The organism is Actinomadura nitritigenes, assembly GCF_017573545.1.
Classification (GTDB): Bacteria; Actinomycetota; Actinomycetes; order Streptosporangiales; family Streptosporangiaceae; genus Spirillospora; species Spirillospora nitritigenes.
Genome location: NZ_JAGEOK010000002.1, coordinates 337,372 through 358,780, shown reverse-complemented (window position 1 = coordinate 358,780; position 21,409 = coordinate 337,372). Strand labels below are relative to the sequence as shown.

The 21,409-nt window shown below is 73.6% G+C and carries 16 protein-coding genes and 1 riboswitch; of the genes, 8 read left to right on the top strand and 8 right to left on the bottom strand.

Annotated features, from left to right (window positions below; genetic code table 11):
• The first annotated feature begins 23 nt into the window (after positions 1 to 23).
• The 4 genes from J4557_RS03995 to J4557_RS03980 are packed head-to-tail and all read left to right on the top strand — an operon-like array spanning position 24 to position 6,731.
• A complete protein-coding gene (locus J4557_RS03995; protein ID WP_208264956.1) occupies positions 24 to 2,513 on the top strand; it encodes an ATP-binding protein in 2,490 nt (829 codons plus the stop codon).
• On the top strand, positions 2,510 to 5,035 hold the full coding sequence (locus J4557_RS50710) for a type IV secretion system protein (protein ID WP_208264955.1): 2,526 nt from the start codon (positions 2,510 to 2,512) through the stop codon (positions 5,033 to 5,035). The genes J4557_RS03995 and J4557_RS50710 overlap by 4 nt, the downstream gene beginning before the upstream one ends.
• The gene (locus J4557_RS03985) at positions 5,035 to 5,673 is read left to right on the top strand and encodes a hypothetical protein (RefSeq protein WP_208264954.1); all 639 of its coding nucleotides are present in this window, start codon (positions 5,035 to 5,037) and stop codon (positions 5,671 to 5,673) included. Before J4557_RS50710 ends, J4557_RS03985 begins: the two co-directional genes overlap by 1 nt.
• Positions 5,670 to 6,731, top strand: coding sequence for an NlpC/P60 family protein (locus J4557_RS03980; protein ID WP_208264953.1), 1,062 nt, complete (start codon positions 5,670 to 5,672; stop codon positions 6,729 to 6,731). The genes J4557_RS03985 and J4557_RS03980 overlap by 4 nt, the downstream gene beginning before the upstream one ends.
• 41 nt (positions 6,732 to 6,772) lie before the next feature.
• On the opposite strand, the gene J4557_RS03975 is transcribed toward J4557_RS03980, so the two are convergent.
• Together J4557_RS03975 and J4557_RS03970 are read right to left on the bottom strand one after the other, a co-directional pair.
• Positions 6,773 to 7,225 (bottom strand): guanyl-specific ribonuclease, encoded by a 453-nt coding sequence (locus J4557_RS03975; protein WP_208264952.1) that lies wholly within the window; start codon positions 7,223 to 7,225, stop codon positions 6,773 to 6,775.
• A 106-nt stretch (positions 7,226 to 7,331) separates the two neighbouring features.
• The gene (locus tag J4557_RS03970; RefSeq protein ID WP_208264951.1) at positions 7,332 to 7,856 is read right to left on the bottom strand and encodes a MarR family winged helix-turn-helix transcriptional regulator; all 525 of its coding nucleotides are present in this window, start codon (positions 7,854 to 7,856) and stop codon (positions 7,332 to 7,334) included.
• A 60-nt stretch (positions 7,857 to 7,916) separates the two neighbouring features.
• Here J4557_RS03970 and J4557_RS03965 point away from each other — a divergent pair, with 60 nt between their 5' ends.
• The 3 genes from J4557_RS03965 to J4557_RS03955 are packed head-to-tail and all read left to right on the top strand — an operon-like array spanning position 7,917 to position 10,429.
• Positions 7,917 to 9,203, top strand: a complete 1,287-nt coding sequence (locus tag J4557_RS03965; protein ID WP_208264950.1) for an amidohydrolase family protein — start codon at positions 7,917 to 7,919, stop codon at positions 9,201 to 9,203.
• 41 nt (positions 9,204 to 9,244) lie between these two features.
• Positions 9,245 to 10,021, top strand: a complete 777-nt coding sequence (locus J4557_RS03960; protein WP_307799365.1) for a Mut7-C RNAse domain-containing protein — start codon at positions 9,245 to 9,247, stop codon at positions 10,019 to 10,021.
• A gap of 21 nt (positions 10,022 to 10,042) precedes the next feature.
• Positions 10,043 to 10,429 (top strand): (deoxy)nucleoside triphosphate pyrophosphohydrolase, encoded by a 387-nt coding sequence (locus tag J4557_RS03955; protein WP_208265052.1) that lies wholly within the window; start codon positions 10,043 to 10,045, stop codon positions 10,427 to 10,429.
• 11 nt (positions 10,430 to 10,440) lie between these two features.
• Here the strand turns inward: J4557_RS03955 and J4557_RS03950 are convergent, their stop codons facing one another.
• On the bottom strand, positions 10,441 to 11,469 hold the full coding sequence (locus J4557_RS03950) for a C40 family peptidase (RefSeq protein WP_208264949.1): 1,029 nt from the start codon (positions 11,467 to 11,469) through the stop codon (positions 10,441 to 10,443).
• Positions 11,470 to 11,475: 6 nt separating this feature from the next.
• A riboswitch (cyclic di-AMP (ydaO/yuaA leader) is annotated at positions 11,476 to 11,619 on the bottom strand.
• Positions 11,620 to 11,809: 190 nt separating this feature from the next.
• Between J4557_RS03950 and typA the strand changes: the two genes are divergently transcribed.
• Positions 11,810 to 13,663 carry a translational GTPase TypA gene (gene typA / locus J4557_RS03945; RefSeq protein ID WP_208264948.1) on the top strand — a complete coding sequence of 618 codons (1,854 nt, stop codon included), beginning with the start codon at positions 11,810 to 11,812 and terminating at the stop codon, positions 13,661 to 13,663.
• Between the two features lie 241 nt (positions 13,664 to 13,904).
• On the opposite strand, the gene J4557_RS03940 is transcribed toward typA, so the two are convergent.
• The 5 genes from J4557_RS03940 to J4557_RS03920 form a co-directional block, all read right to left on the bottom strand.
• On the bottom strand, positions 13,905 to 15,134 hold the full coding sequence (locus J4557_RS03940; protein ID WP_208264947.1) for an FHA domain-containing protein: 1,230 nt from the start codon (positions 15,132 to 15,134) through the stop codon (positions 13,905 to 13,907).
• Positions 15,122 to 15,880, bottom strand: coding sequence for a 4Fe-4S single cluster domain-containing protein (locus J4557_RS03935; protein ID WP_307799363.1), 759 nt, complete (start codon positions 15,878 to 15,880; stop codon positions 15,122 to 15,124). The genes J4557_RS03940 and J4557_RS03935 overlap by 13 nt, the downstream gene beginning before the upstream one ends.
• Entirely contained in the window at positions 15,877 to 17,790 is a 1,914-nt protein-coding gene (locus J4557_RS03930) for an AAA family ATPase (protein ID WP_208264946.1), read from the bottom strand. Before J4557_RS03930 ends, J4557_RS03935 begins: the two co-directional genes overlap by 4 nt.
• A gap of 97 nt (positions 17,791 to 17,887) precedes the next feature.
• Positions 17,888 to 19,012, bottom strand: a complete 1,125-nt coding sequence (locus J4557_RS03925) for a response regulator receiver protein (RefSeq protein WP_208264945.1) — start codon at positions 19,010 to 19,012, stop codon at positions 17,888 to 17,890.
• Complete coding sequence (locus J4557_RS03920; protein WP_208264944.1) at positions 19,009 to 21,399, bottom strand: protein kinase domain-containing protein; 2,391 nt, start codon at positions 21,397 to 21,399, stop codon at positions 19,009 to 19,011. The genes J4557_RS03925 and J4557_RS03920 overlap by 4 nt, the downstream gene beginning before the upstream one ends.
• Positions 21,400 to 21,409 lie beyond the last annotated feature (10 nt).

Genomic DNA, 21,409 nt, shown 5'->3' with positions numbered 1-21,409 from the left:
AGGACCAGGGTCGGGAGGACGGCATGAGCAAGGCCAGCCGGCTGGCCGTGCGGTACTTCGACGACCGCGTACTGCTCACCGACAACGCGGCCTGGGCGTACTTCCGGCTGCCCACGGTCTCCTACGAGTTCACCACCGGCGAGGAGCGGGAGGCGCTCGCCACCAACATCACGATCGCGCTCGCCGGGATCCGGATGCAGGACGCCGAGGTGCACCTGCGGATCGCGCACCGCACGTACCCGGCGGCGGAGTGGGCGCTCGCGCTGGACAACACGTCCGACGGCGGCCCCGGCTGGCGGGAGTACCTGGAGGAGACCTACGCGCACGTGTGGGCGAAGGACTTCTGGACGAAGGAGGTCTACCTCGGGGTGCGGCTCGGCCCCCGGGGGATGGGCGCGCACCTGTCCGGCGGGGTGGTGTCGCAGCTCCTCGGGTTCTACAAGCGCAGCGAGAAGGTCCTCGGCGTCAACGACGACGCGATCGACAAGCGCGAGATCGGGCGCTGGACCGACCAGGCCGAGCGGATCGGCCGGGCCCTCGGCGGGTCCGCCCTGTACGCCCGGCACGCGACGTCCACCGAGGTGGCGTGGCTGTTCCAGCACGCGGTGACGGGATCGCTCGCCGACCCGCCGCCGTCGGCGGTGCCGCGCCGGACGTGGGGCAAGGGCGAGATCGAGTCGCTGGTGGAGGGCGCCATCCACAACGGCCGCTCGTACCTGCGGATCGAGCAGCCGAACTTCACCGGCGCGGGCGGCGGCGCGACGGCCGCGTCCTACGTCGCGTACCTGTCGTTCGCCCGATTCCCCGACATGATGCCGTTCCCCGACGGCGAGCCGTGGTTCCACTACGCCGACGCGCTGCCGTTCCCGGTCGAGATCAGCGCGCGGATGAAGCTGATCCCGCCCGCCAAGGCGTCCAAGGACGTGTCGCGAAAGCTCGCGCACGCCCGCGACATGGACCAGCACATCCGGGAGGCGGGCGCGGAGGCGCCGATCGCGCTGGCCGAGCAGATCGACGCGGCGCGGATGCTGGAGCACGGCATCACCAAGGAGCGCCTGCCGTTCGTGTACGGGTGGCACCGCCTGATCGTGTCCGCGCCCACCGAGGACCTCCTCGCCCAGCGGGTCGACGCGGTCGTCGAGCACTACCGCGACATCGGCATCGACGTCGTCAACTCCACCGGCGACCAGTTCTCGCTGTTCCTGGAGTCGCTGCCCGGCGACCAGATCAGGCTGAACGCCTACGCGCAGCGGCAGCCGCTGCGCACCATCGCGGGCGGGATGCCCGTCGCGACCGTCGACCTCGGCGACCGCACCGACGACAACGACGAGGGCTGGATCGGCCCCTACATCGGCGAGACGCTCGGCCGGGCCCGGTCGATCGTCCACTTCGACCCGCTCGTCGCCGCGGCCCGCAACCGGCCGACCGCCGTCGCGATCACCGGCGAGCCCGGCGGCGGCAAGACCACCCTCGCGCTGCTGCTCATCTACCAGATGGCGCTGCGCGGCGTCACGATCGCGGCCATCGACCCGAAGGGCGACGCCGAGTCGCTGGTGGAACTGCTCAAGGCGCGCGGCCGCAAGGCGCGGATCCTGCCCCTCGGGTCCGCCGCGCCCGGCCTGCTCGACCCGTTCTCGTTCGGCGACGACCTCGCCACCAAGAAGACCATGGCGACCGAGACGCTCCGGCTGCTGCTGCCGCGCATGTCGGAGGAGCGCGAGTCCGCGATGATCCAGGCGGTCGGCGCCGTCGCCAACGCCGACCAGCCGTCCCTCGGCCGCGTCGTCGACCACCTGGAGCAGGCCCCCGACCCGGCGTCCAAGAACCTCGGGGCGGTGCTGCGGTCGATGTCGGAGATGCACCTCGCCCGGCTGTGCTTCGACCCGTCCGGCGGCGAGCGCATCGACACCGCCGGCTGGACGACCGTGTTCACCCTCGGCGGCCTCACCCTCCCCGACGTCACGATCTCCCGCGAGGACTACTCCTACGAGCAGCGCCTGTCCGTCGCGCTGATGTACCTGGTGTCGCAGTTCGCGCGGCGGCTGATGCACGGCATCGACCGGCGGCTGCCGAAGGCGATCTTCCTGGACGAGGCGTGGGCGATCACGTCGACGCCCGAGGGCGCCAAGCTGGTGCCCGAGGTGTCGAGGATGGGACGGTCCCGCAACACCGCGCTGATCCTCGTCTCCCAGAACGCGGGGGACCTGCTGAACGAGCAGGTGACCAACTGCCTGTCGTCGGTGTTCTCCTTCCGCTCAACCGAACGGGTCGAGGTGGGCAACGTGATGTCGCTGCTCGGGGTCGAGTCGTCCGACGAGCACAAGGCCGTGCTGCGCAACCTCGGCAACGGCGAGTGCATCTTCCGCGACCTCGACGGGCGGGCCGGCCGGATCGGCGTCGACCTCATCTCCGAGGAGCTGCGGCGCTGGCTGGACACCAACCCGACCCGGTCCCATCCCGGGCGTTCCGAACTCACCGCTGCGGGGGCCGAGGTCGAGGAGGTCAGCCGATGAGGGGTCCCCGCATCCGGACGGAGCGCCTGCAGCGCTCGCCCGGCGAACGCCTCGACCTGCGCCGAAACCGCCGCCGGCGGCACCGCCCGCGCAGCCGCCGCTCCGCGGTGCTGCTCGTCATCATGGCGCTGTTCCTGGTCAGCCCGCTCTCGCCGGCGGCGGCGTCCATTCCGCTGCCGCCCGGTTCCAACCCGAACGACGCGTGCGCTCCCGCCGACAACCCGGCGCCGGAGGCGTACGGGTCCGGGACGGACGGGATGATCAAGCCGCCCGGCTACCCGGACGCGAAGCTGCAGAAGACGCCGGGCGACCAGCTGACCTACTACGACCGGTACGGCACGGCCGGGCAGACCTGGTACGCGGTCGACATGGGCTGCTCGGACGCGATGGCGATGATGGGCAACGCGATCGCCAACACGACGTTCACGCTGGTCCGGGCGGTCGACCGGACGACGATCAGCATCTACCAGGCGGCGGCGTCGGAGTCGCTGCTCGGCTGGCTGAAGAGCACCGTCGACGGCGTGATCAGCGGTATGGGCAAGACGTTCAACGCCCGCTACTGGTCGTGGGTGGTCATCCTCGGCGCGATGTGGCTGGCCTGGTGGGGGCTGGTCCGGCGGCGCGCGAGCAAGGTGACCGAGGGCGTCGTCTGGATGGTCGCCGCGATGGTCGCGCTGATCTGGCTGGTCGCGCGGCCCGCGGACTTCACCACGCTGGGCACGAAGGTGTCGTCGGCGACGAGCGCGGCGTTCAACGCTGCGCTGCCGCAGAGCGACACCAAGGGCGGCAGATGCATCCCGCCGCCGGACGGCAAGCCGGACCCGATGGCGTCGGCGAACCTGGACGCCACGACCCGCAACGCGAACGGGCTGTGGGTGGCGCTGGTCTGCAAGCCGTGGCTGCAGGGCGAGTTCGGCACCACCGATCCGAACGCGAAGATCGTCAAGCAGAACGCGGACAAGCTGCTGTCGTCGCAGGCGGTGGACCTGCCGGAGACGTACGGCGCCGAGAAGGTGGACCTCGGGCAGAAGGCGGACGACTACAAGAGCGTCGCCAAGTCCATCAAGGACGACTATCCCGGGACGTACTCGCTGTTCCAGGGCAAGAGCTGGCAGAACCGGCTGGCGGTGGCGTTCGGCGGGCTGTTCGCGGCGCTGGTCGCCGGCCTGCTGATCATGGTGATCGCGATCGCGCTGATCGTGGTGAAGATCGCGTTCCTGCTGCTGCTGGTGGCGGGGCCGATCTTCCTCGGGATCGGGATCCATCCGGGGATCGGCCGGGTGATCGCGATCCGGTGGCTGGAGCTGCTGCTGTCGATGCTGCTGAAGCAGGCGGCGCTGATCGGCGTGCTGGCGCTGCTGCTGTGGGCGTACGGGCTGATCCTCGGCGAGACGCTGCCGTGGGGACTGCAGATCCTGCTGATCGCGCTGGTGACGTTCGCGGCGTTCATCTACCGCAAGCCGTTCCAGCACCTGTTCTCGGCGGTCGGCTACTCGGCGGTGGGGTCGCGGGAGAAGAGCGAGGCCCATCTGGACAAGTCGGTCGCGCAGGCGCGCAAGAACACGGCGGCCGTGGCGGGCGCCGTGGTGCCGGGCGCGGCCGGGTACCGGCTGGGCCGCTGGGCGGGTAAGCGCGACGCCGCGGCGGAAGCGGCCGGAGCGGGCGCCCTGGCGGACGCGGCCGGCGCGGGCGCCGCGGCGGCCGACCGGCGGACGGGCGTCACCACGGCCGGGGCCGGAGAGGGGCCGTCGCCTGAGGAGGCGCCGGTGCTCGCCGCGAAGCCGCGGACGGGCGGCGTCACCGTGGGGCCGGGACGGTCCCGGCGCGGCGCACCCCCGCTGAACCTGCCGTCGCGGACGGCGAAGGTCATCGACGCGCAGGCCGCCAAGGGCGGTTCGGGCGGCGGAGGTGCCGGCGTGGGCGCGGTCGTCGCGCGGCCCGGCGGGGTCTCGGGCGCGCGCGCGGGCGGCGGCTCGGCGTCGGGTGGCGGCAAGCCGTCCGGCGGCGCGGGCTCCGGCTCCGGTACGCCGCGTCCGACGTCCTGGTCGGGACGCGGCGGAGGTGGCGGTGTGACCGGTGGCGGTAGCGGCGGCTCGGGCGGCTCGGGCGGTTCGTCCGGCGGCGGCTCCGGCGGCTCCGGTGGCGGGTCCAACGGTGGCTCCGGTGGCGGCTCGGGCAACGGGCGCGGCGGCTGGTTCTCCGGCGGCGGGCGCTCGTCCGGCTCCGCCGAGCGCGGCCGCGGCCGCGCGGGCGGCGGGTCCGGCGGGGCCGGAGGCTCGGGCGGCGGCGCGCCGGCGCGCGGGTCCGGCGGTTCCGGCGGGTCGGGCGGGCCGGCGTCGAACGTCCCCCGGCCCCGCGCCGGTGCGGGCGGCGGCGGTGCCGCGCCGTCGAACGGCGGTCCCGGCGGGCGGCAGTCGCCGCCGCCGCTGTGGGGCCGGCGCGGCTCCGAGGAGGGCCCGCCGATCCCGTTCTGGCTGCGTCCGGCCGAGCCCGGCCCGGGTGAGTCCGACCGGGACGAGTGATGAACCTGAACGACCGCCAGCGCAAGCTGCTGTTCGCGGGCCTCGTGGTGGTGCTCGCCGCGATCGGCGTCTACCTGACCGTGGCCGCGCCGGAGCACGACCACGACAAGGCGGACGCGCGCCCGAGCGCGACGGTGACGGCCGGCCCGAGCGCGCCGGCGTCGCCGCCGCCGGGGATCCACAGCACCGTCGACCCGAAGAACTTCGACATCTACCGGCTGCTGCCGTTCTCGCAGCAGGACTTCGCGACGGCCGCCGACCTCGCGCAGCGGTTCGTCGCGGCGTACGGGACGTACCGCTACGACGAGGACCCGACCGCCTACATCGGCCGGATGTCCGGCCTGGTCACCGATGACCTGCGCGGCCAGCTGGAGGCGGGGGCGTCGGCGCCGGGGATCCAGGACCAGCGCCGCAAGGAGCAGGTCGTCGCGCAGGGCGGCGCGTCGCTCGACCAGGTCCGCACCATCGAGAACAACTCGATCATCTTCCTGGTGACCGGAAAGCAGCAGCTCACCCGGAACGGGACGGCGAGCAGCGACAGCAAGCAGTACGCGGTGACCGTGTCGCGCGACGGCGGCTCGCTGAAGGTGTACGCGTTCGCGCCCGCCGACGCGGGCCAGGCGGGGGACACCGGATGACGCCGAGACGCGTGCTGGCGGCGTGCGCGCTCGCCGCCGCGGCGGCGCTGTTCGTCGCGCTGATCTTCGTGCCGATCCTGTTCGGCGCGAGCCAGTTCATGTTCGGCGGCAGCGTGAACGGCGGCTGCGTCGACACCTCGGGGGCGGGCGCGCAGCCCGCGGAGGCGGGCGACGCGAAGTCGATCCCGGCGAACTACCTCGACCTCTACAAGAAGGCCGGCAAGGACTACGGCATCCCGTGGAACGTGCTGGCGGGCATCGGCGAGGTCGAGACGGGGCACGGCACGTCCAACGCGCAGGGCGTGCACAGCGGCGAGAACTACGCCGGCGCGGGCGGGCCGATGCAGTTCCTGGACCCGACGTTCAAGTCCTTCGCGGTGGACGGGAACAAGGACGGCAAGAAGGACCGCTACGACCCGGCCGACGCGATCCCGACCGCCGCCGCCTACCTGAAGCACAACGGCGCCCCGCAGCGGATGAAGACCGCGATCTTCCAGTACAACCACTCGTGGGACTACGTGAACATGGTCCTGGCGTGGGCGAAGCGGTACGGCGGCGGCGACTTCAAGGTGGTGCAGTCCAACGGCGTCGACTGCCAGGACAACGACCTGCCGGCGAACGCCAGCCAGCTCGTCCAGAAGATCATCGCGTTCGCGCTGGCGCAGCGCGGGAAGCCGTACGTGTTCGGGGCGACCGGCCCGGACGCGTGGGACTGCTCCAGCCTGGTGCAGGCGGCCTACCGGGCGGCGGGGCTCGGCATCCCGCGGACCACGTTCGAGCAGTGGCCGTTTGGGCTGAAGATCCCCAAGGGTAAGGAGCAGCCCGGTGACCTGGTGTTCTTCAACTCGGGTCCGGGGACGTCGGCGGACAATCCCGGCCACGTCGGGATGGTCATCGGCAACGGCAAGATGATCGTCGCGAGCTGCTCGGCGTGCGTGCCCGCGATCGGCGTGAAGACCTACAAGCGGCCGGACTGGGTGGGCGTGACGCGCCCGCTGGCGAGCCCGACGCTCAAGGCCAAGGTCGGGGAGCTGGCCGCGCGGCAGCCGGGCGGCTGACCGGGACGCCCCGGCCGGTGGCCGGGGCGTCCGGTGCGGGATCAGCAGCCGAAGTCGATGTCGTAGAACGTGCTGTAGTGGTCGGGCGTCCAGTACATGCCGTCGTGGCCGAGGTCGTCGGATGTGATGATGCGGCGGGCGCCGCGCGTCGAGCTGCCCGGCGTCTTCACCGTGTACTCGTGGTAGTAACCCTGCGGCTCCTGCGGCAGCAGCCCTTCGCGGTTCTGGAAGACCGTGCCGTCCTGCGGGTACGGGAACGGACCGCCCTTGTCGATCAGGGCGATCGTGTCGTCGGCCTGCGACGGCAGCGCCGACTCGCAGACGGTGGAGACGGCGTGGACGGACGGGCCGGGAGCGGCGGCGTAGGCCGCGGAGACGGTGGCGGGCTGCGCCGCGGGTGCGGTGGCGGCGTGCGCCGCGGGGCCGGTGAGCCCCGCGATGAGCAGGGCGGCCGGGAGGAGCGCGCGGCGGAACCGGTGGCGGGGGGTCGTCATGGGGCGAGTGTCGCCCGGACCGTTCGCCCCGTCACCGGCGATCCCGTCGATTCAGGAGAAGTTGCCGACCGCGTCACCGGTGATTCGGCACGGATCGGACGGTTGGTCACCGGAACCGCCGCTTGCCGATCACCAGCAGGACGTCGCGCAGGGCGTCGGCGGCGTCGCGGACCGCCTCGGCGGGCACCCCGGCCATGGCCTCCCTGTGCGCGCGCGCCGAGGCGTCCAATGCCAGCGTCGTGACCCGCAGGCCCTCCGGCGTGAGCTGGACGAACCTGCTGCGGGCGTCGCCGGTGTTGGCCTCCCGCTCGACGTAGCCGGCCTTCTGCAGCCGCTGCAGCACGTTGCTCGTGCCACCGGAGGTGAGGAACGCCGACCGGGTCAGCTCGCTCGGCCTCAGCCGGTACGGCTTCCCGGCCCTGCTCAGCACCGTCAGCACCTCGAACTCGGCGTAGGTGAGCCCGAGATCGGCCAGTTCCCCGCGCAGCGCCTGCTGGACGAGCGCCCCGATCCGCGACGCGCGCTTGCTGACCTCCAGCATCGCGATGACGTCCTCGCCGAGGCCGTCCCGCCGCCATGCCGCGGCCAGCTCGTCCACCTCGTCACGGCGGCCGCCGTCGTCATCGCGCACAAGCCGAGGATACCGGTCGACGTATTGCTTTTTGAAAAGCTTCTTTCTAAGCTTTGCGTCATGACATCGCTTCTCCTCCGCAACGGCACGGTCATCGACACGGCGCCCGAGCCCACCGTCCTCGGGCGCGCGGACGTCCTCGTCGAGGACGGCCGGATCGCCGCCGTCGGCCCCGGCCTCGCCCCGCCCGCGGGCGCCGAGATCCTGGACGCGGCGGGCCGCATCGTGATGCCCGGCTTCGTCGACACCCACCGGCACACCTGGCAGACCGCGATCCGCGCCACCCTCCCCGACAGCACCCTGCCCGCCTACCTGCAGCGCGTCCTCGGCGAACTGGCACCCCGCTACCGCCCGGGCGACGTGTACAGCGGCACCCTCGCCGGCGCCCTGGAGTGCCTCGACTCCGGCATCACGACCGTCGTCGACTGGTCGCACATCATGTTCAGCCCCGACCACACCGACGCCGACATCGCCGCGCTCCGCGCGTCCGGCATCCGCGCCGTCTTCGGCTACTGCTACGGCGGCGGCGACGACCTCACCGCGCTCGCCGCCGAGACGGCCCGCGTCCGCCGCGAGTACTTCGACGGGCCGCCCGGAGCCGTCTCGATGTGGATGGCCGCGCTCGGCCCCGAGATCGCCGGCGAGGAACGCGCGCTCGCCGAGTGGCGGCTGGCCCGCGACCTCGGCCTGCCCGTCACCGTCCACATGGGCGGGCACGGCGCCGACGGCGCGGCGCGCGGCCTGGCGTTCCTCGAGGACAACGGCCTGATCGACCATCCCGCCATGTACGTGCACGCCAACTTCTACACCGGCGAGGAGTTCAAGCGGATCGCCGCCAACGGCGGCACCGTCTCGGCCACCCCCGGGGTGGAGGCGGCGCTCGGCATCGGCGACCCGGCCACCGGCCGCTCGCACTCCGCGGGCGTCCCGACCGGCCTCGGCTGCGACACCGTCGCCAGCGGGCCGGGCGACATGTTCGGCGTCATGCGCGCGGCGTACTTCCTCGAACGCGCCCGCCCGGACGGCGCCGGCACCTGGTTCACCACCGCCGCGGCCCTCCGCGCCGCGACCCTCGGCGGCGCCGAGACGGCCGGCCTCGCCGACGTCACCGGTTCCCTCACCCCCGGCAAGCAGGCGGACCTGATCGTCCTGCGCACCGACACCCTCGGCATGGCGGCGGCGCACGATCCGGTCGCGGCCGTCGTCCTGTCCGCCGAGACGCGGCACGTCGACACGGTCCTCGTCGGCGGCCGCGTGCTGAAGCGCGGGGGAGTCCTCCAGGGCCACGACGTCCCGTCCCTGCTGGACGGGCTGCGGGCGGCGGCGGCCCGCATCACCGCCGGATAAATCGGGAGGGGATCGTCGGTGCCGCGTGGCATGCTGGCGGCGTGGAGTCCGAGATACGCGTCCGCATCGCCGACGACCTGCTGATGTTCCTGCCCGCCGCACGGCGCGAACCGGTGAGCCGGGTCGCGTGGGACGGGACGTCCACGCTCGGGCACGTCGTGGAGTCGCTCGGAGTGCCGCTCCCCGAGGCCGGCCGGATGACCGTCCGCGGCGAGCCCGTCGAGCCGTCCGCGCGCCCCGCGGCCGGCGACGAGGTGAGCGTCGAGCCCGTGCGGCGGCCCCAGCCCGTCCCGCTGGACCCCGGCCAGGACGCGCCGCGCTTCCTCCTGGACGTCCACCTGGGCACGCTCGCGCGCCGGATGCGGCTGCTCGGCCTCGACACCGCCTACCACAACGACATGGACGACCCGTCCCTGGTCGTCCAGGCGAACGCCGAGCGCCGCGTCCTGCTCACGCAGGACCGGGGCCTGCTGCGCCGCCGCGCGCTCTGGTTCGGCGCCTACGTCCGCGGGTCCCGGCCCGACGACCAGCTCCGCGACGTCCTGGACCGCTTCGCGCCCGTCCTCAGCCCCTGGACGCGCTGCACCGCCTGCAACGGCGTCCTCGTCCCCGTCGGCAAGGAGGAGATCGAGCGGGACCTGGAGGCCGGCACCCGCCGCAGCTACGACGTCTACGGCCGGTGCGCCGGCTGCGGCCAGGTGTACTGGCGCGGCGCGCACGGCGACCGCCTTGAGAAGATCGTCGAGGAAGCGACCCGTCAGGTCGGGACCGCCCGCGCCGGAACCGCCCGGCCCCCGGCGGCCGTCTCAGACGGGTAGGGACGGAAGGGGCTGGTCACCATCACCGATCTCGTCGTCGTCGGCGCCGCGATCATCCGCGACGGGCGGCTGCTCGCCGCCCAGCGGGCCGAGCCGCCGCACATGGCCGGCGGCTGGGAGCTGCCGGGCGGCAAGGTGGACCCGGGCGAGTCCGACGAGGACGCCGTGGTCCGCGAGTGCCACGAGGAGCTCGCCGTCAAGATCCGCCCGCTCCGCCGCGTCGGCGGCGACTGGCGGCTGAGCGAGCGCGCCCTCCTGCGCGTCTGGACCGCCGAGATCGTCGAGGGCGAGCCGCGGGCCCTCGAACACCTGGCCCTCCGCTGGCTCGCCCGGGACGACCTGTACGACGTGGCCTGGCTCCCCGGCGACCGCCCCGTCATCGCGGAGCTGGAACCCGACCTCCGCTGAGGCGGGCCCCGCTAGGAGATGCGGTTCGCGCCGGCGAAGTCGGAGCGGGTGGAGAGCTTGGAGATCTTCACCACGTCACCGGTCTGCGGGGCCTGCAGGAACTTGCCGTCGCCGACGTAGATGCCCATGTGGTGCAGGTTGCTGCCGAAGTAGACCAGGTCGCCGGCGCGCAGCGCGGAGCGGGACACCTTGGTGCCGAGCTGGAAGAGGTCGCCGGTGTAGTGCGGCAGGCCCGGCTTGCCGACCTGGGCGTACGCCCAGACGACGAGGCCGGAGCAGTCGAAGGAGCTCGGGCCGGCGGCGCCCCAGACGTAGGGGCTGCCGAGCTTGGTGAGCGCCTTGCGGGCCATCTTGGCGGGCAGGTCCGAGCCCTTGATCGTGGCGGTGAGGCCGGACTTGGGGTCGGTGGTGTGGGTGGTGGTCAGCTTGTCGAGGCGCTTCATGACCTCGTCCACCTTGGCCTTGGCGGCCTTGCGGGCGGCCTGGACCTTCGCCTGGGCCTGCTTGACCTGCTCGGTGCGCTCCTGCGCGGCGCGCTGGGCGGCCTCGGCCTGGTCGACCTGCTTCTGCAGGGCGAGGACGGTGGTGGCCTGGTTCTGCTGGAGGTAGGCCGAGTCGGACAGGCTGTCGGCGCTGCCGCCGGAGCTGAAGATCGCGTCCGGTCCGCCGCTCATGTAGTTGGCGGCGGCCAGCTGGGCGAGCCGCTGGCGGGCGGGCTCGGTCTGCCGCAGCAGCTTCTGCGCGTACGTGGTGGCGGCCTTCTCGGCCTTCACCGCGCGGCCGAGGTCGACGCGGGTCTTGTTGAACTGCTCGGTGAGCGTCTCGGCCTCGTCGTTCAGTTCCTTCAGGCTCTGCTTCAGCCCCTTCTCCGTGGTGGGGAGGGGGCTGGGCGTCCCGGTGGCCGACGGCGCGGCGGCGGGGCCGAAGGGGGTCGCGGCGTGCGCGGCGACGGGGGCGGTGGTGCCGAGGCCGATGACCAGCACTGCGACGGCGGTGGCGGTCGGCGCGACGCGCCGCCGGGGACGGGGGTCCGGTGCCAAGCCGGTGTCTCCTCTCCTCGCTCGCCTACCGGGTTAGCTGACGGGTTCGGGCCAGGAGTCGCCCTACGACGTGCGTCGATTCACCCCAGGGGGATGGGTCCCCGGTTCGTCCGCGGGTGGGTGCCGCGGGGGATTCGGCGGTCCGGTCGCAGCCCCGGGGGGTGGGGCTCCGGACGACCGGATCTCGGGAAGATTACAAAGGATGGGCAAAGATGGCCAATCGGGGCCCGTGTGAGGCACGGGACGAGCGGCTCTGAACGGGCGGCGCCGTGCGCCAAGTAGAATGGTGGCAGCCGCGCGTCTGCGGCGACTCCCGAACTCTCACGCAAGGCGAGCCCGCATGCCCATCTCCACGCGCGACGACCTCCGGAACGTCGCGATCGTCGCCCATGTCGACCACGGCAAGACGACGCTGGTCGACGCCATGCTCTGGCAGTCCGGCGCCTTCCGCGAGAACCAGGACGTCGACGACCGCGTCATGGACTCCAACGATCTCGAGCGCGAGAAGGGCATCACCATTCTCGCCAAGAACACGGCCGTCCGGCACAACGGCCTGACGATCAACATCATCGACACGCCCGGCCACGCCGACTTCGGCGGCGAGGTCGAGCGCGGCCTGTCCATGGTGGACGGCGTCGTCCTGCTGGTGGACGCCAGCGAGGGGCCGCTGCCGCAGACCCGGTTCGTGCTGCGCAAGGCGCTCGAGGCGAAGCTGCCGGTGATCCTGGTCGTGAACAAGACCGACCGGCCCGACGCCCGCATCGACGAGGTCGTGGACGAGACGTACGAGCTGTTCATGGACCTCGACGCCGAAGAGGACCAGATCGACTTCCCGATCGTGTACGCCTCGGGGCGCGCCGGGCGGGCGTCGCTGAACAAGCCCGCCGACGGCGGCATGCCCGACAGCGAGGACCTGGAGCCGCTGTTCACGGTCATCACCGAGACGATCCCGGCGCCGTCGTTCGACCCGGACGCGCCGCTGCAGGCGCACGTGACGAACCTGGACGCCTCCAGCTACCTGGGCCGGATCGCGCTGTGCCGCGTGCACGCGGGGACGATCAAGAAGGGCCAGCAGGTCGCGTGGTGCCGGCACGACGGCAGCATCGAGAAGGTGAAGATCACCGAGCTGCTGATGACGGAGGCGCTGACCCGCAAGCCCGCCGACGAGGCAGGACCGGGCGACATCATCGCGATCGCCGGCATCCCGGAGATCATGATCGGCGACACGATCGCCGACCCGGACGACCCGCGCCCGCTGCCGCTGATCACGGTGGACGAGCCCGCGATCTCCATGACGATCGGCACCAACACCGGTCCGATGGCGGGCCGCGAGAAGGGCACGAAGGTCACCGCCCGCATGGTGAAGGACCGGCTCGACCGGGAACTGGTCGGCAACGTGTCGATCAGGGTGCTGCCGACCGAGCGCCCGGACTCCTGGGAGGTGCAGGGCCGCGGCGAGCTGGCCCTCGCGATCCTGGTGGAGAACATGCGCCGCGAGGGCTACGAGCTGACCGTCGGCAAGCCGCAGGTCGTCACCCGCGACATCGACGGCAAGAAGCACGAGCCGGTCGAGCGGCTCACCGTCGACATCCCCGAGGAGCACCTCGGCGCGGTCACGCAGCTGATGGCGGTCCGCAAGGGCCGCATGGAGCACATGACCAACCACGGCACCGGCTGGATCCGGATGGAGTTCCTCGTCCCGGCCCGCGGCCTGATCGGGTTCCGCACGGAGTTCATGACCGAGACGCGCGGCACCGGCATGGCGCACCACGTCTTCGAGGACTACGAGCCCTGGTTCGGCGAGCTGCGCACCCGCCCGTCCGGCTCGCTGGTCGCCGACCGCTCCGGCGCCGCCACCGCCTACGCGATCACGAACCTGCAGGAGCGCGGCACGTTCTTCGTCGGCCCGACCACCGAGGTCTACGAGGGCATGATCGTCGGCGAGAACTCCCGCGCCGACGACATGGACGTCAACATCACCAAGGAGAAGAAGCTCACGAACATGCGCTCCTCCACCGGTGACGAGCTGGAGCGGCTCACCCCGCCCCGCGTCCTGTCGCTGGAGGAGGCCCTCGAGTTCTGCCGCGAGGACGAGTGCGTCGAGGTGACCCCGGCGAACGTCCGCATCCGCAAGGTGGTGCTGGACGCCAAGGAGCGGGAGCGCACGCGGGCCCGCACCAAGCGCGCCGGCTGACGCCGCCCCGGAGGCCTGAGCCGTCGCGCGAGTGCGCTATCTGACCGGCGAGACGAAGCCGAAGGCGAGTCTCGCCGGGAAGCTCGCGAAGCGAGGTCGCGCTCGCCCAAGCACGGTCAAGGGCCGAGCCGCCAGGCGAGGCCCTTGGGCCGGGGTTGCGTGAACAGAGCGGCCCCGCGGTTCGGAACCGCGGGGCCGTTTCCTTTCGGTCGTGCCGGCCGGTCGTGCCGGCCGGGTGGTGCTAGGCGAGCTGGACGGTGCCGGTCACGTCGGCGGCCAGGCGGAGCTGGTCGCCGTCGCGCAGCGGGGCCTCCACGCCGCGGGGGAGCCGCTCGCCGTTGACGAACGTCCCGTTGGTGGAGCCCTCGTCGCGGACCCAGGCCGTCCCGGACGGGTCGAGCCAGACCGTCGAGTGCCGCCGCGACACGTTGTCGTACTGGGTGAACGTGGCGGCCACCGGCGACTGCCCGGCGTCCCGGCCGAGCACCAGGTGCTGGCCGACGGAGACCTTCAGCTCGCCGGTCGGGAACTGGACCCGCAGGACGGGCGTGCCCTTCTGGGGCAGCGGCCGGCCGCACGAGTTGCACTGCGCGGCGCCCGGGTTGGTCAGCACGGCCTCGCAGTACGGGCACATGAACGCCGTGCTGTCGGGCTGCTGCGGGTGCCCCCGCTGCTGGTCGGGCGGCAGCAGGGTCGCCTCGCGGCCGTGCGGCGGGATCGGCGGCTGCTGCTGCGGCGGCGGGCCGTACTGGTGGTCCGCCGGGCCGGGCTGCGGCATGTACTGGTCCGGCGGCTGCTGGTACGGCTGCTCGGGCTGGTACTGCGGTTCCGGCTGCCGGTACTGGTCGGGCGGCGGCTGGTGCTGCTGCGGAGGCGCGCCCCACTGGTCCTGCTGCGGCTGCTGTTGCTGCGGCGGCGGCATGGACCACGGGTCCGCCGGCTGCTGCCCCTGCTGCGGAGCCCCGTGCTGGGGCTGGCCGTGCTGCGGCTGCTGCGGCGGCGGGCCCCACTGGTCCGGCTGCTGCTGCGGCGGGGGCCCCCACTGGTCAGGCTGCTGCGGGGGCGGGCCCCACTGGTCCTGCGACGGCTGGCCGTGCTGGGGCGGAAGCCCGCCCTGCTGGGGCGCACCGTGCTGAGGGGCACCGTGCTGCGGGGCACCGTGCTGCGGAGGCTGCTGGTAGTCGTGCTGAGGCGGCTGCTGGTACGGCTGGCCTTGCTGCGGCGGGAAACCGCCGTGCTGGGGGGCGCCGTGCTGCGGAGCACCGTGCTGGGGCGGGCCGCCATGCTGGGGGGCACCGTGTTGGGGGGCGCCGTGCTGTGGAGCGCCGTGCTGCGGCGGGCCCTGGTCGTACCCGCCCGGACCGGCCCGGTGGCCGCCTCCCGGGCGCGCCAGGTTGGCCCCGCAGCTCAGGCAGAGCAGATCGCCCTGCTGGTACGGCTCGTCACAGACAGGACAGTTCAAGGTCGCCATGACACATCCCCCGAGCGCACGCCGGCGCGTTCGAGCCTCGACGTGAGGTGCTCCATGTCACCCCTTCGCGGGATCCCGATGTAGTACACCCGCCTTCCCTCCGGCCCTTCGTCCACGGACACCTGTACTCGGGGCCCTGCGTGTTCCCTAGTCTTACCGATGCCGGCCGATGCCCCGTACCGCTCCTCCCCCAGCGGGGTGAGCGGGACGGCGCGCTGGTTCGCCGACCCCCTCCAGAGTAGAGAGCCACCTTCCGGGTGTCGCCCCCTCGGGTTGAGCCGGTCGACGTACGGCCCCGCCATCACGGCATCGCACAGGTCGAGGATCTCGCGCGACCCCCGGACCCGCGAAAGCCGAGAGTAGACATATCCGCTGTAAACCAATATGTCCAATGGCATCGTCTCACGCCGCGCGTCACGCCACGCGCGGATCCCGCGCAGCAGGGCGGCGAGCGCCTCGGGCTGCTGGAACGGCTCGCCGCCGGAGATCGTCACCCCGTCCAGCGGGCCCGGAAGGGACTCCAGCCAGCCGAGGACGGCCTCGACCGGCACGGCCTTGGCCGGGTCCGCCTCCCAGGTGTCGCGGGACAGGCAGCCGTGGCAGTGGAGCGTGCAGCCCTGCGTCCAGATGCCGGCGCGCGTGCCGGGGCCGAGTGTGGTCACCGGATAGTGCGCCTTGGCGAGCAGCAGCGCGGGGGCCTCGTCCACGGGCTCGCCGGGGGACGGGACGGGGGGTCCGGCGGTCACTGGATGTCCAGGTGCACGATGCCGCCCTCGCGCCGGATCCCGTACACGCTGATCCGCTCGTCAGCGCCCAGCTCACGGTCGAACAGCGCGCGCGCCAGCGGGTTGACGAAGTGCGACTCCAGCGCCATGCCGATGCCCCGGCCGCCCTTGTCGAGCTCGTCGGTGCACCAGTCGCGGAGCGTCTGGAGCGCTTCGTCCTGCACCGTCAGCATGAGCCGGTGCTCGTCGGCGACCCGCTTGCAGATGTTCGCGAACTGCAGGTCGAAGATCTTGTGCGCGGCGTCCCCGGAGATGAAGTCGAACACCACGATGTTGTCGCCGAACCGGTTGAGCAGCTCCGGGCGGTTCAGCACCTCGGTGAAGTGCGCGGCGACCGCGTCCTTGATCCGCTGCTCCACCTCGAAGTAGGACATCCCGGGTGTGATGTTGCGCACCCGGTCGCCGGCGAGGGCCGGGACGGCCTCCAGCATGCCCGGCTCGCGGCCCGGCACGAACATCCCGAGGTTCGAGGTGAAGATCAGGATCGACTCGGAGAAGTGCACGGTGTTGCCGCGCCCGTCGGTGAGCCGCCCGTCCTCCAGGATCTGCAGGAACTTGTCCAGGATCCGCGGGTGCGCCTTCTCGATCTCGTCGAACAGGATCACCCGGAACGGGTCCTCCCGGACGGCGTTGGTCAGCTCGCCGCCCGCCTCATGCCCGACGTACCCGGGCGGCGCACCGATCAGCCGGTCCCCGGAGCCCTCGGCGGAGAACTCGCTCATGTCGAAGCGCAGGTAGGCCGACTCGTCCCCGAACACCAGCTCGGTGATCGCCTTGGCCAGCTCGGTCTTGCCGGTGCCGGTCGGCCCGGCGAAGAACAGCACGCCGCGGGGCCGGCTGCCGGACCGGGTCGCCTGCGCGCCCGACAGGCCCAGCACCGCGCGCTTGAGGATGTCGAGGGTCTTGGTGACGGCCTGCGGCTGCCCGATCACCCGCTCCGGGACGCGCTTCTCGCCCTCCAGCACCCGGCGCCGCAGGTGCCCGCGGCTCCACGGGTTGTCGAGGACGCCGAGCTTGTAGGTGCGGACCGCGTCGGGCAGGTCCGCCAGGTCGACGTTGCGCTCCTTCGCCAGCCGCGTCACCTCGATCATCGACTGGAGGGTGAGCCCGTCGGCCTGCTCGGCGAACGAGTCGCACGCCGCCGCGGCGACCTCGTCCGCGCCCACGTCGGTGACCCCGAACGCGCGGGCCAGCAGCCGCGCCGTCTCCTGCCGGTCGCCGAGGTGCGGGCGCGGGATCGTGATCTCGCGGATCGTGTCGTTGTCGGCCGTCAGCCAGGACGGCAGGTCGCCCGGCCGCTCCACCAGCCACACCACCGGGTTGTACAGCGGCTTCGGCCGCGCCCCGTTCCCCCGGACGGGCCGGGCCGTCCGCGACAGCTTCGCGCAGAACCGGAAGAAGTCCCGCTCGGCCGGCTCCATCTCGGTCGGGGTGCGGGCGATCCGCGACGCGGAGTCGATCACGAAGGCGGCGCGCACGTTCTCATGCGGCCGCGCCACCGCCGCCAGGTGCCGGGTCAGCGCCTCCAGCGACGGCCGCTCGTCCTTGATCTTGCCGAGCACCCGCTCGGCGGCGCGCTCGGCCTCGTCGCCGGCCTCGTCGCCCGGGGGCGGGAGGATCTCCAGACCGTCCACCGGGTCGTACACCACCATGAACGACGCGCCGCTGGCACGCAGCGTCTCCCACAGCAGGGACCGCAGCGGCAGCAGCCGCGCGGGCCCGCCGCCCTCCGCCGGCGGCGCCAGGAAGCTGTCGTACAGGTTCCCCGACAGGACGTACTGGGAGTGCACCGACAGCGTCGCGTCGAGTTCGCGGATGAACGGCGGCCAGCCCTGCAGCCGGCCGCCTAGGGTCGGCGAATCAATGCTCATCTGGCTCGCTCCACTCCGCATGTCCCGAGGGGCGCCGGCCTCCCGCGCCCCGCGGCCCCCATTCTCCGATCACGCGCCGCCGACGGGAGACGGCACGTCACGTGGGACGCTCCCGGCGGCGTTCGCGTTGCCCCGAACGCCCACCAGTCTGCCGTGACGCCCCGCCGACCGGCAGTTCCCGGACGCCGGGGTCCACCCGCCAGGACACCTCGGAGCGGATCCCGCCGTCCGCCAGCCGCGCCCGCGCCGCCTCGAACGCCGCGCACCACTCGCGCTCCCGCTCGACGTCGACGCGCCGGTCGTCCTCGCTCTCGGCGGGCCGCTCCCGCACCATCGCCGCCTCGACGCGCGCGGCGCCGTCCACCCGCATCCGCACGCTGTGGTCGGGCCAGGCTCCCTTGGTCAGCACCACCGAGCCGTCCCCGGCGGTCAGCGTCTCGAAACCCGGCTGGACCTCGTAGCCCATGTCCTCGAACGCGGCGGTGATCGAGTCGAGCACGTACCGGCGCTCCGCCTCGGCCTGCTCGGCGGCCTCCCGCTCGGCGGCGCGGCGCCGCGCCAGCTCCCGGGCGTCCTCGGTGCGCCGGTTGGCCTCCCGGATCCGCAGCCGGACCTCGTGCAGGACGCCCTCGGCCTCCTCGGCGGTGCCGACGGCGGCGAGCAGCCGGGCCGCCTCGGCGACCGCGCGGCGCTCGTCCTCGGCGGCGTCGGGGAGCAGCCGCCCCATGATCCTCTCGAGGGTCCGCTGCGCGTCGTCGCCGCGGCGGGGCGGCGGGGTCCTGCCGGTGTCGGCGCGGAGGCCCTCGGCGGGCGCGGTGAAGACCTGCGCGGTGACCTGGGCGGCGAGATGCTCCGACAGGCTGCGCTCCGCCGCGTCCAGGAGCCGGTCCGTCGCGGCGCACCAGGCGGTCAGCTCCTGCGCGGACTCCTCGCCGGGCCGCAGCGGCGGCGGCAGCGCCACGTCCGCGCCGAGCTTGGCGCGGGTCTCGGCGAGCGCCGCGATGCGCGCGTTGCGCTCGACGACCTCCCGCAGCGCCCGCTCGTGCGTGCGGACCTCGGCGAGCGCGGCCTCCCGCGCCTCGGCCCGTCCGGCGGCGAGCGCCGCCAGCGCCTGCGCGCCGCGTCCCGCCGCGTCGCCGCCGCGGCCGAGCACCCGGTTCATGCCCAGGGTCAGCACGACCGCCGCGTCCAGCACGATGTCGGCCTCGACGCCGCTGCTCATGTGGGGGTCCCTCCGAGGTGGCTCGTGCGGGCCTGCTGCCAGCGGTGCATCCGGACACCGGCCGCCACGCCGTGCGCGGCGGCCCCGGCGACCATCACCAGCACCCACAGCACGCTCGCGATGGACGTCAGCGCCGCCGCCAGCAGAAGCAGGATCAGCAGCGGCACCGTACCGGCGAGGAGCAGGAACCCGCAGCCCCGCCGGTCGTTGCGGCGCGCGGCGCCCGACATCGTGCGCGACGCCCGCGACAGCCCCCGGCCGCCCGCGCCGAGCACCTTCGATATCAGCGACCACGGCCCGTACGGGAGGTAGTCGCCGCCCTGCGCGCGCGCCAGCATCACCTCGGCGCCGCACTGCACGCCCCACGCGATGACCGCGAGGACGGCGAGCGCCGCGAACGGCACGCCGCCGCCTGACGACGCGTGCAGCCCCACCGACGTCGTCCCGTCGTCGTGCTTCCCGGCGCCGAACAGGCTCCCGACCACCCAGCTGCCCGCCAGCCAGATCGCCAGGATCGGCAGCGACCACACGACCGCCCGCGTCACCGCCGCGCCGCGCCCGGCGAGGCGCTGCCGCTCCCGGTCCGCCCACTGCGACCGCAGCTCCTCCGAGCGCCGCGCCGCCGCGTGGCGGTCGCGCGCCCGCGCCTCCGCCTCCACGACGGCCTCCGGCAGCGCGCGGGCGACCGCGAGCAGGCGCAGCGGATCGTCGCCCGCCCCGTCCGCCATCCACGCGAACCACGGCACCGGCTCCGCGACGGCCGCCCGCGCCCGCGCCGCGCCCTCGGCCAGCGACCGGTGCGCCTCCGCGGGCCGGGCCGCCAGCGCGAGCAGCGCCAGCAGGACGGCCGGAGGGTTCCCGGCCTCCGCGTCCGGCAGCCGCGCCGCCAGCCCGGCGGGCGTCGCGTCCTGGGCGCGCAGCCAGCGGGCGAGCTCGTTCCACGTCGCGACGTGCGCGCGCCACTGGCCGTCGATCCCGGCCAGCTCCCCGGCGCCCGCGAAACCCGCCAGGACGCGCAGCAGGCCGTGCTCCCACAGGTCCCGCCCCATCCGGCACGCGACGCGATGGTCGGGGTGCCGGGGATCGTCCGCGAGGGCGGCGAGCGCCGGCAGGTCCTCGGCGGACGTCCTGCGGCCGAGGTAGTGGGGCGGCAGCGCGGGATCCAGCCACAGCACCAGATGCAGCAGCTTCACGTCCGGCGGCAGCGCCGACGTGAGCGGGCCGTCCACCAGCGCGATGCGGCTGTCGTCCGGCACGCCCGCTAGCCAGTCCCGCAGGCTCCGCCACGCCTCGCCGGACTCCCCGCGCCCGAAGAAGTACTGCGCGGCATCGTCCCAGTTCTCCACCAGCGCGCGCGCCAGCTCCTCACGCCTCGCATAGCGGGCGCCGAGGAACGGAAGGCCGACGCCCGGCTGCGCGGCCTCCTCCACGACCTGCGGGGACGCCCCGTCCAGCCACTCGGCGACCTGCTCGCCCGTCCACCTGTGCCGCGGATCCCGCGTCAGCAGGCCCTGGCAGAGCAGCCGCAGCCGCGGGTCCGGCACGTCGTCCGCGCTCACCGGACGCGTCGCCAGATGATCGACCACCACGGTCTCGCTCATCCCGCGGAACGGCGCCCGGCCCGTCGCGCACTCCCGCACGATCATCCCGAGCGACCACCAGTCCCGGGCCGGCGACACCTGCCCCGACAGCGACTCCGGCGCCGCGTACGCCAGCGTCCGCGACGACGACGCGAACACCACGCTCTCGTCGAGCACCTTGCTCAGCCCGAAGTCCGCGATCGCCAGCCGCAGCGGCTCCGCCTCGAGGACCAGCACGTTCTCCGGCTTCAGGTCCCGGTGGACGATGCCGGCGCGGTGCAGCGCCCCCAGCCCGTCCGCCAGCTGCGCCGCGATCTCCCTGACGGTCCCCTCCGGCAGGGGGCCGTCGATGAGGTTGCGCAGGTTGCCGTCCGGCGCGTACGCGGTGACCTCGTAGTCGCGGCCGTCCGCGTGCCCCGTCTCGACGATGCGCAGCACGTGCGGCGAATCCAGCGACGGCAGCTTCGCCCACACGTCCCGGTCGGCGTGGTACCCGCGGCGGAACACCTTCGCCACGAACCGGTCGCCCCGCGCGTCCCGCACCAGTAGCAGGTCCGACTCCGCGCCCTGCACGGGCAACTCGGCGACCGCCTCGTACCGATCCGCCAGCGCCGCCGGCAGGCGCATCAGCGGATCGCCGGCCGCCTCCCCGTCCCGCCGCGTCGCCCCGGGCCCGGCCGCCGGCGGCGTGCGCGGCGCGGGCACCCGCTCGTCCCGCCGGGTCGCCCCGGCGTCCCGCCGCGTGTCCCGCGGCCCGCCTCCGGCGGATCCGGCCTCGCCGGACCCGGTCGCGTCGAACTCGCCCACCGCAGTCCCG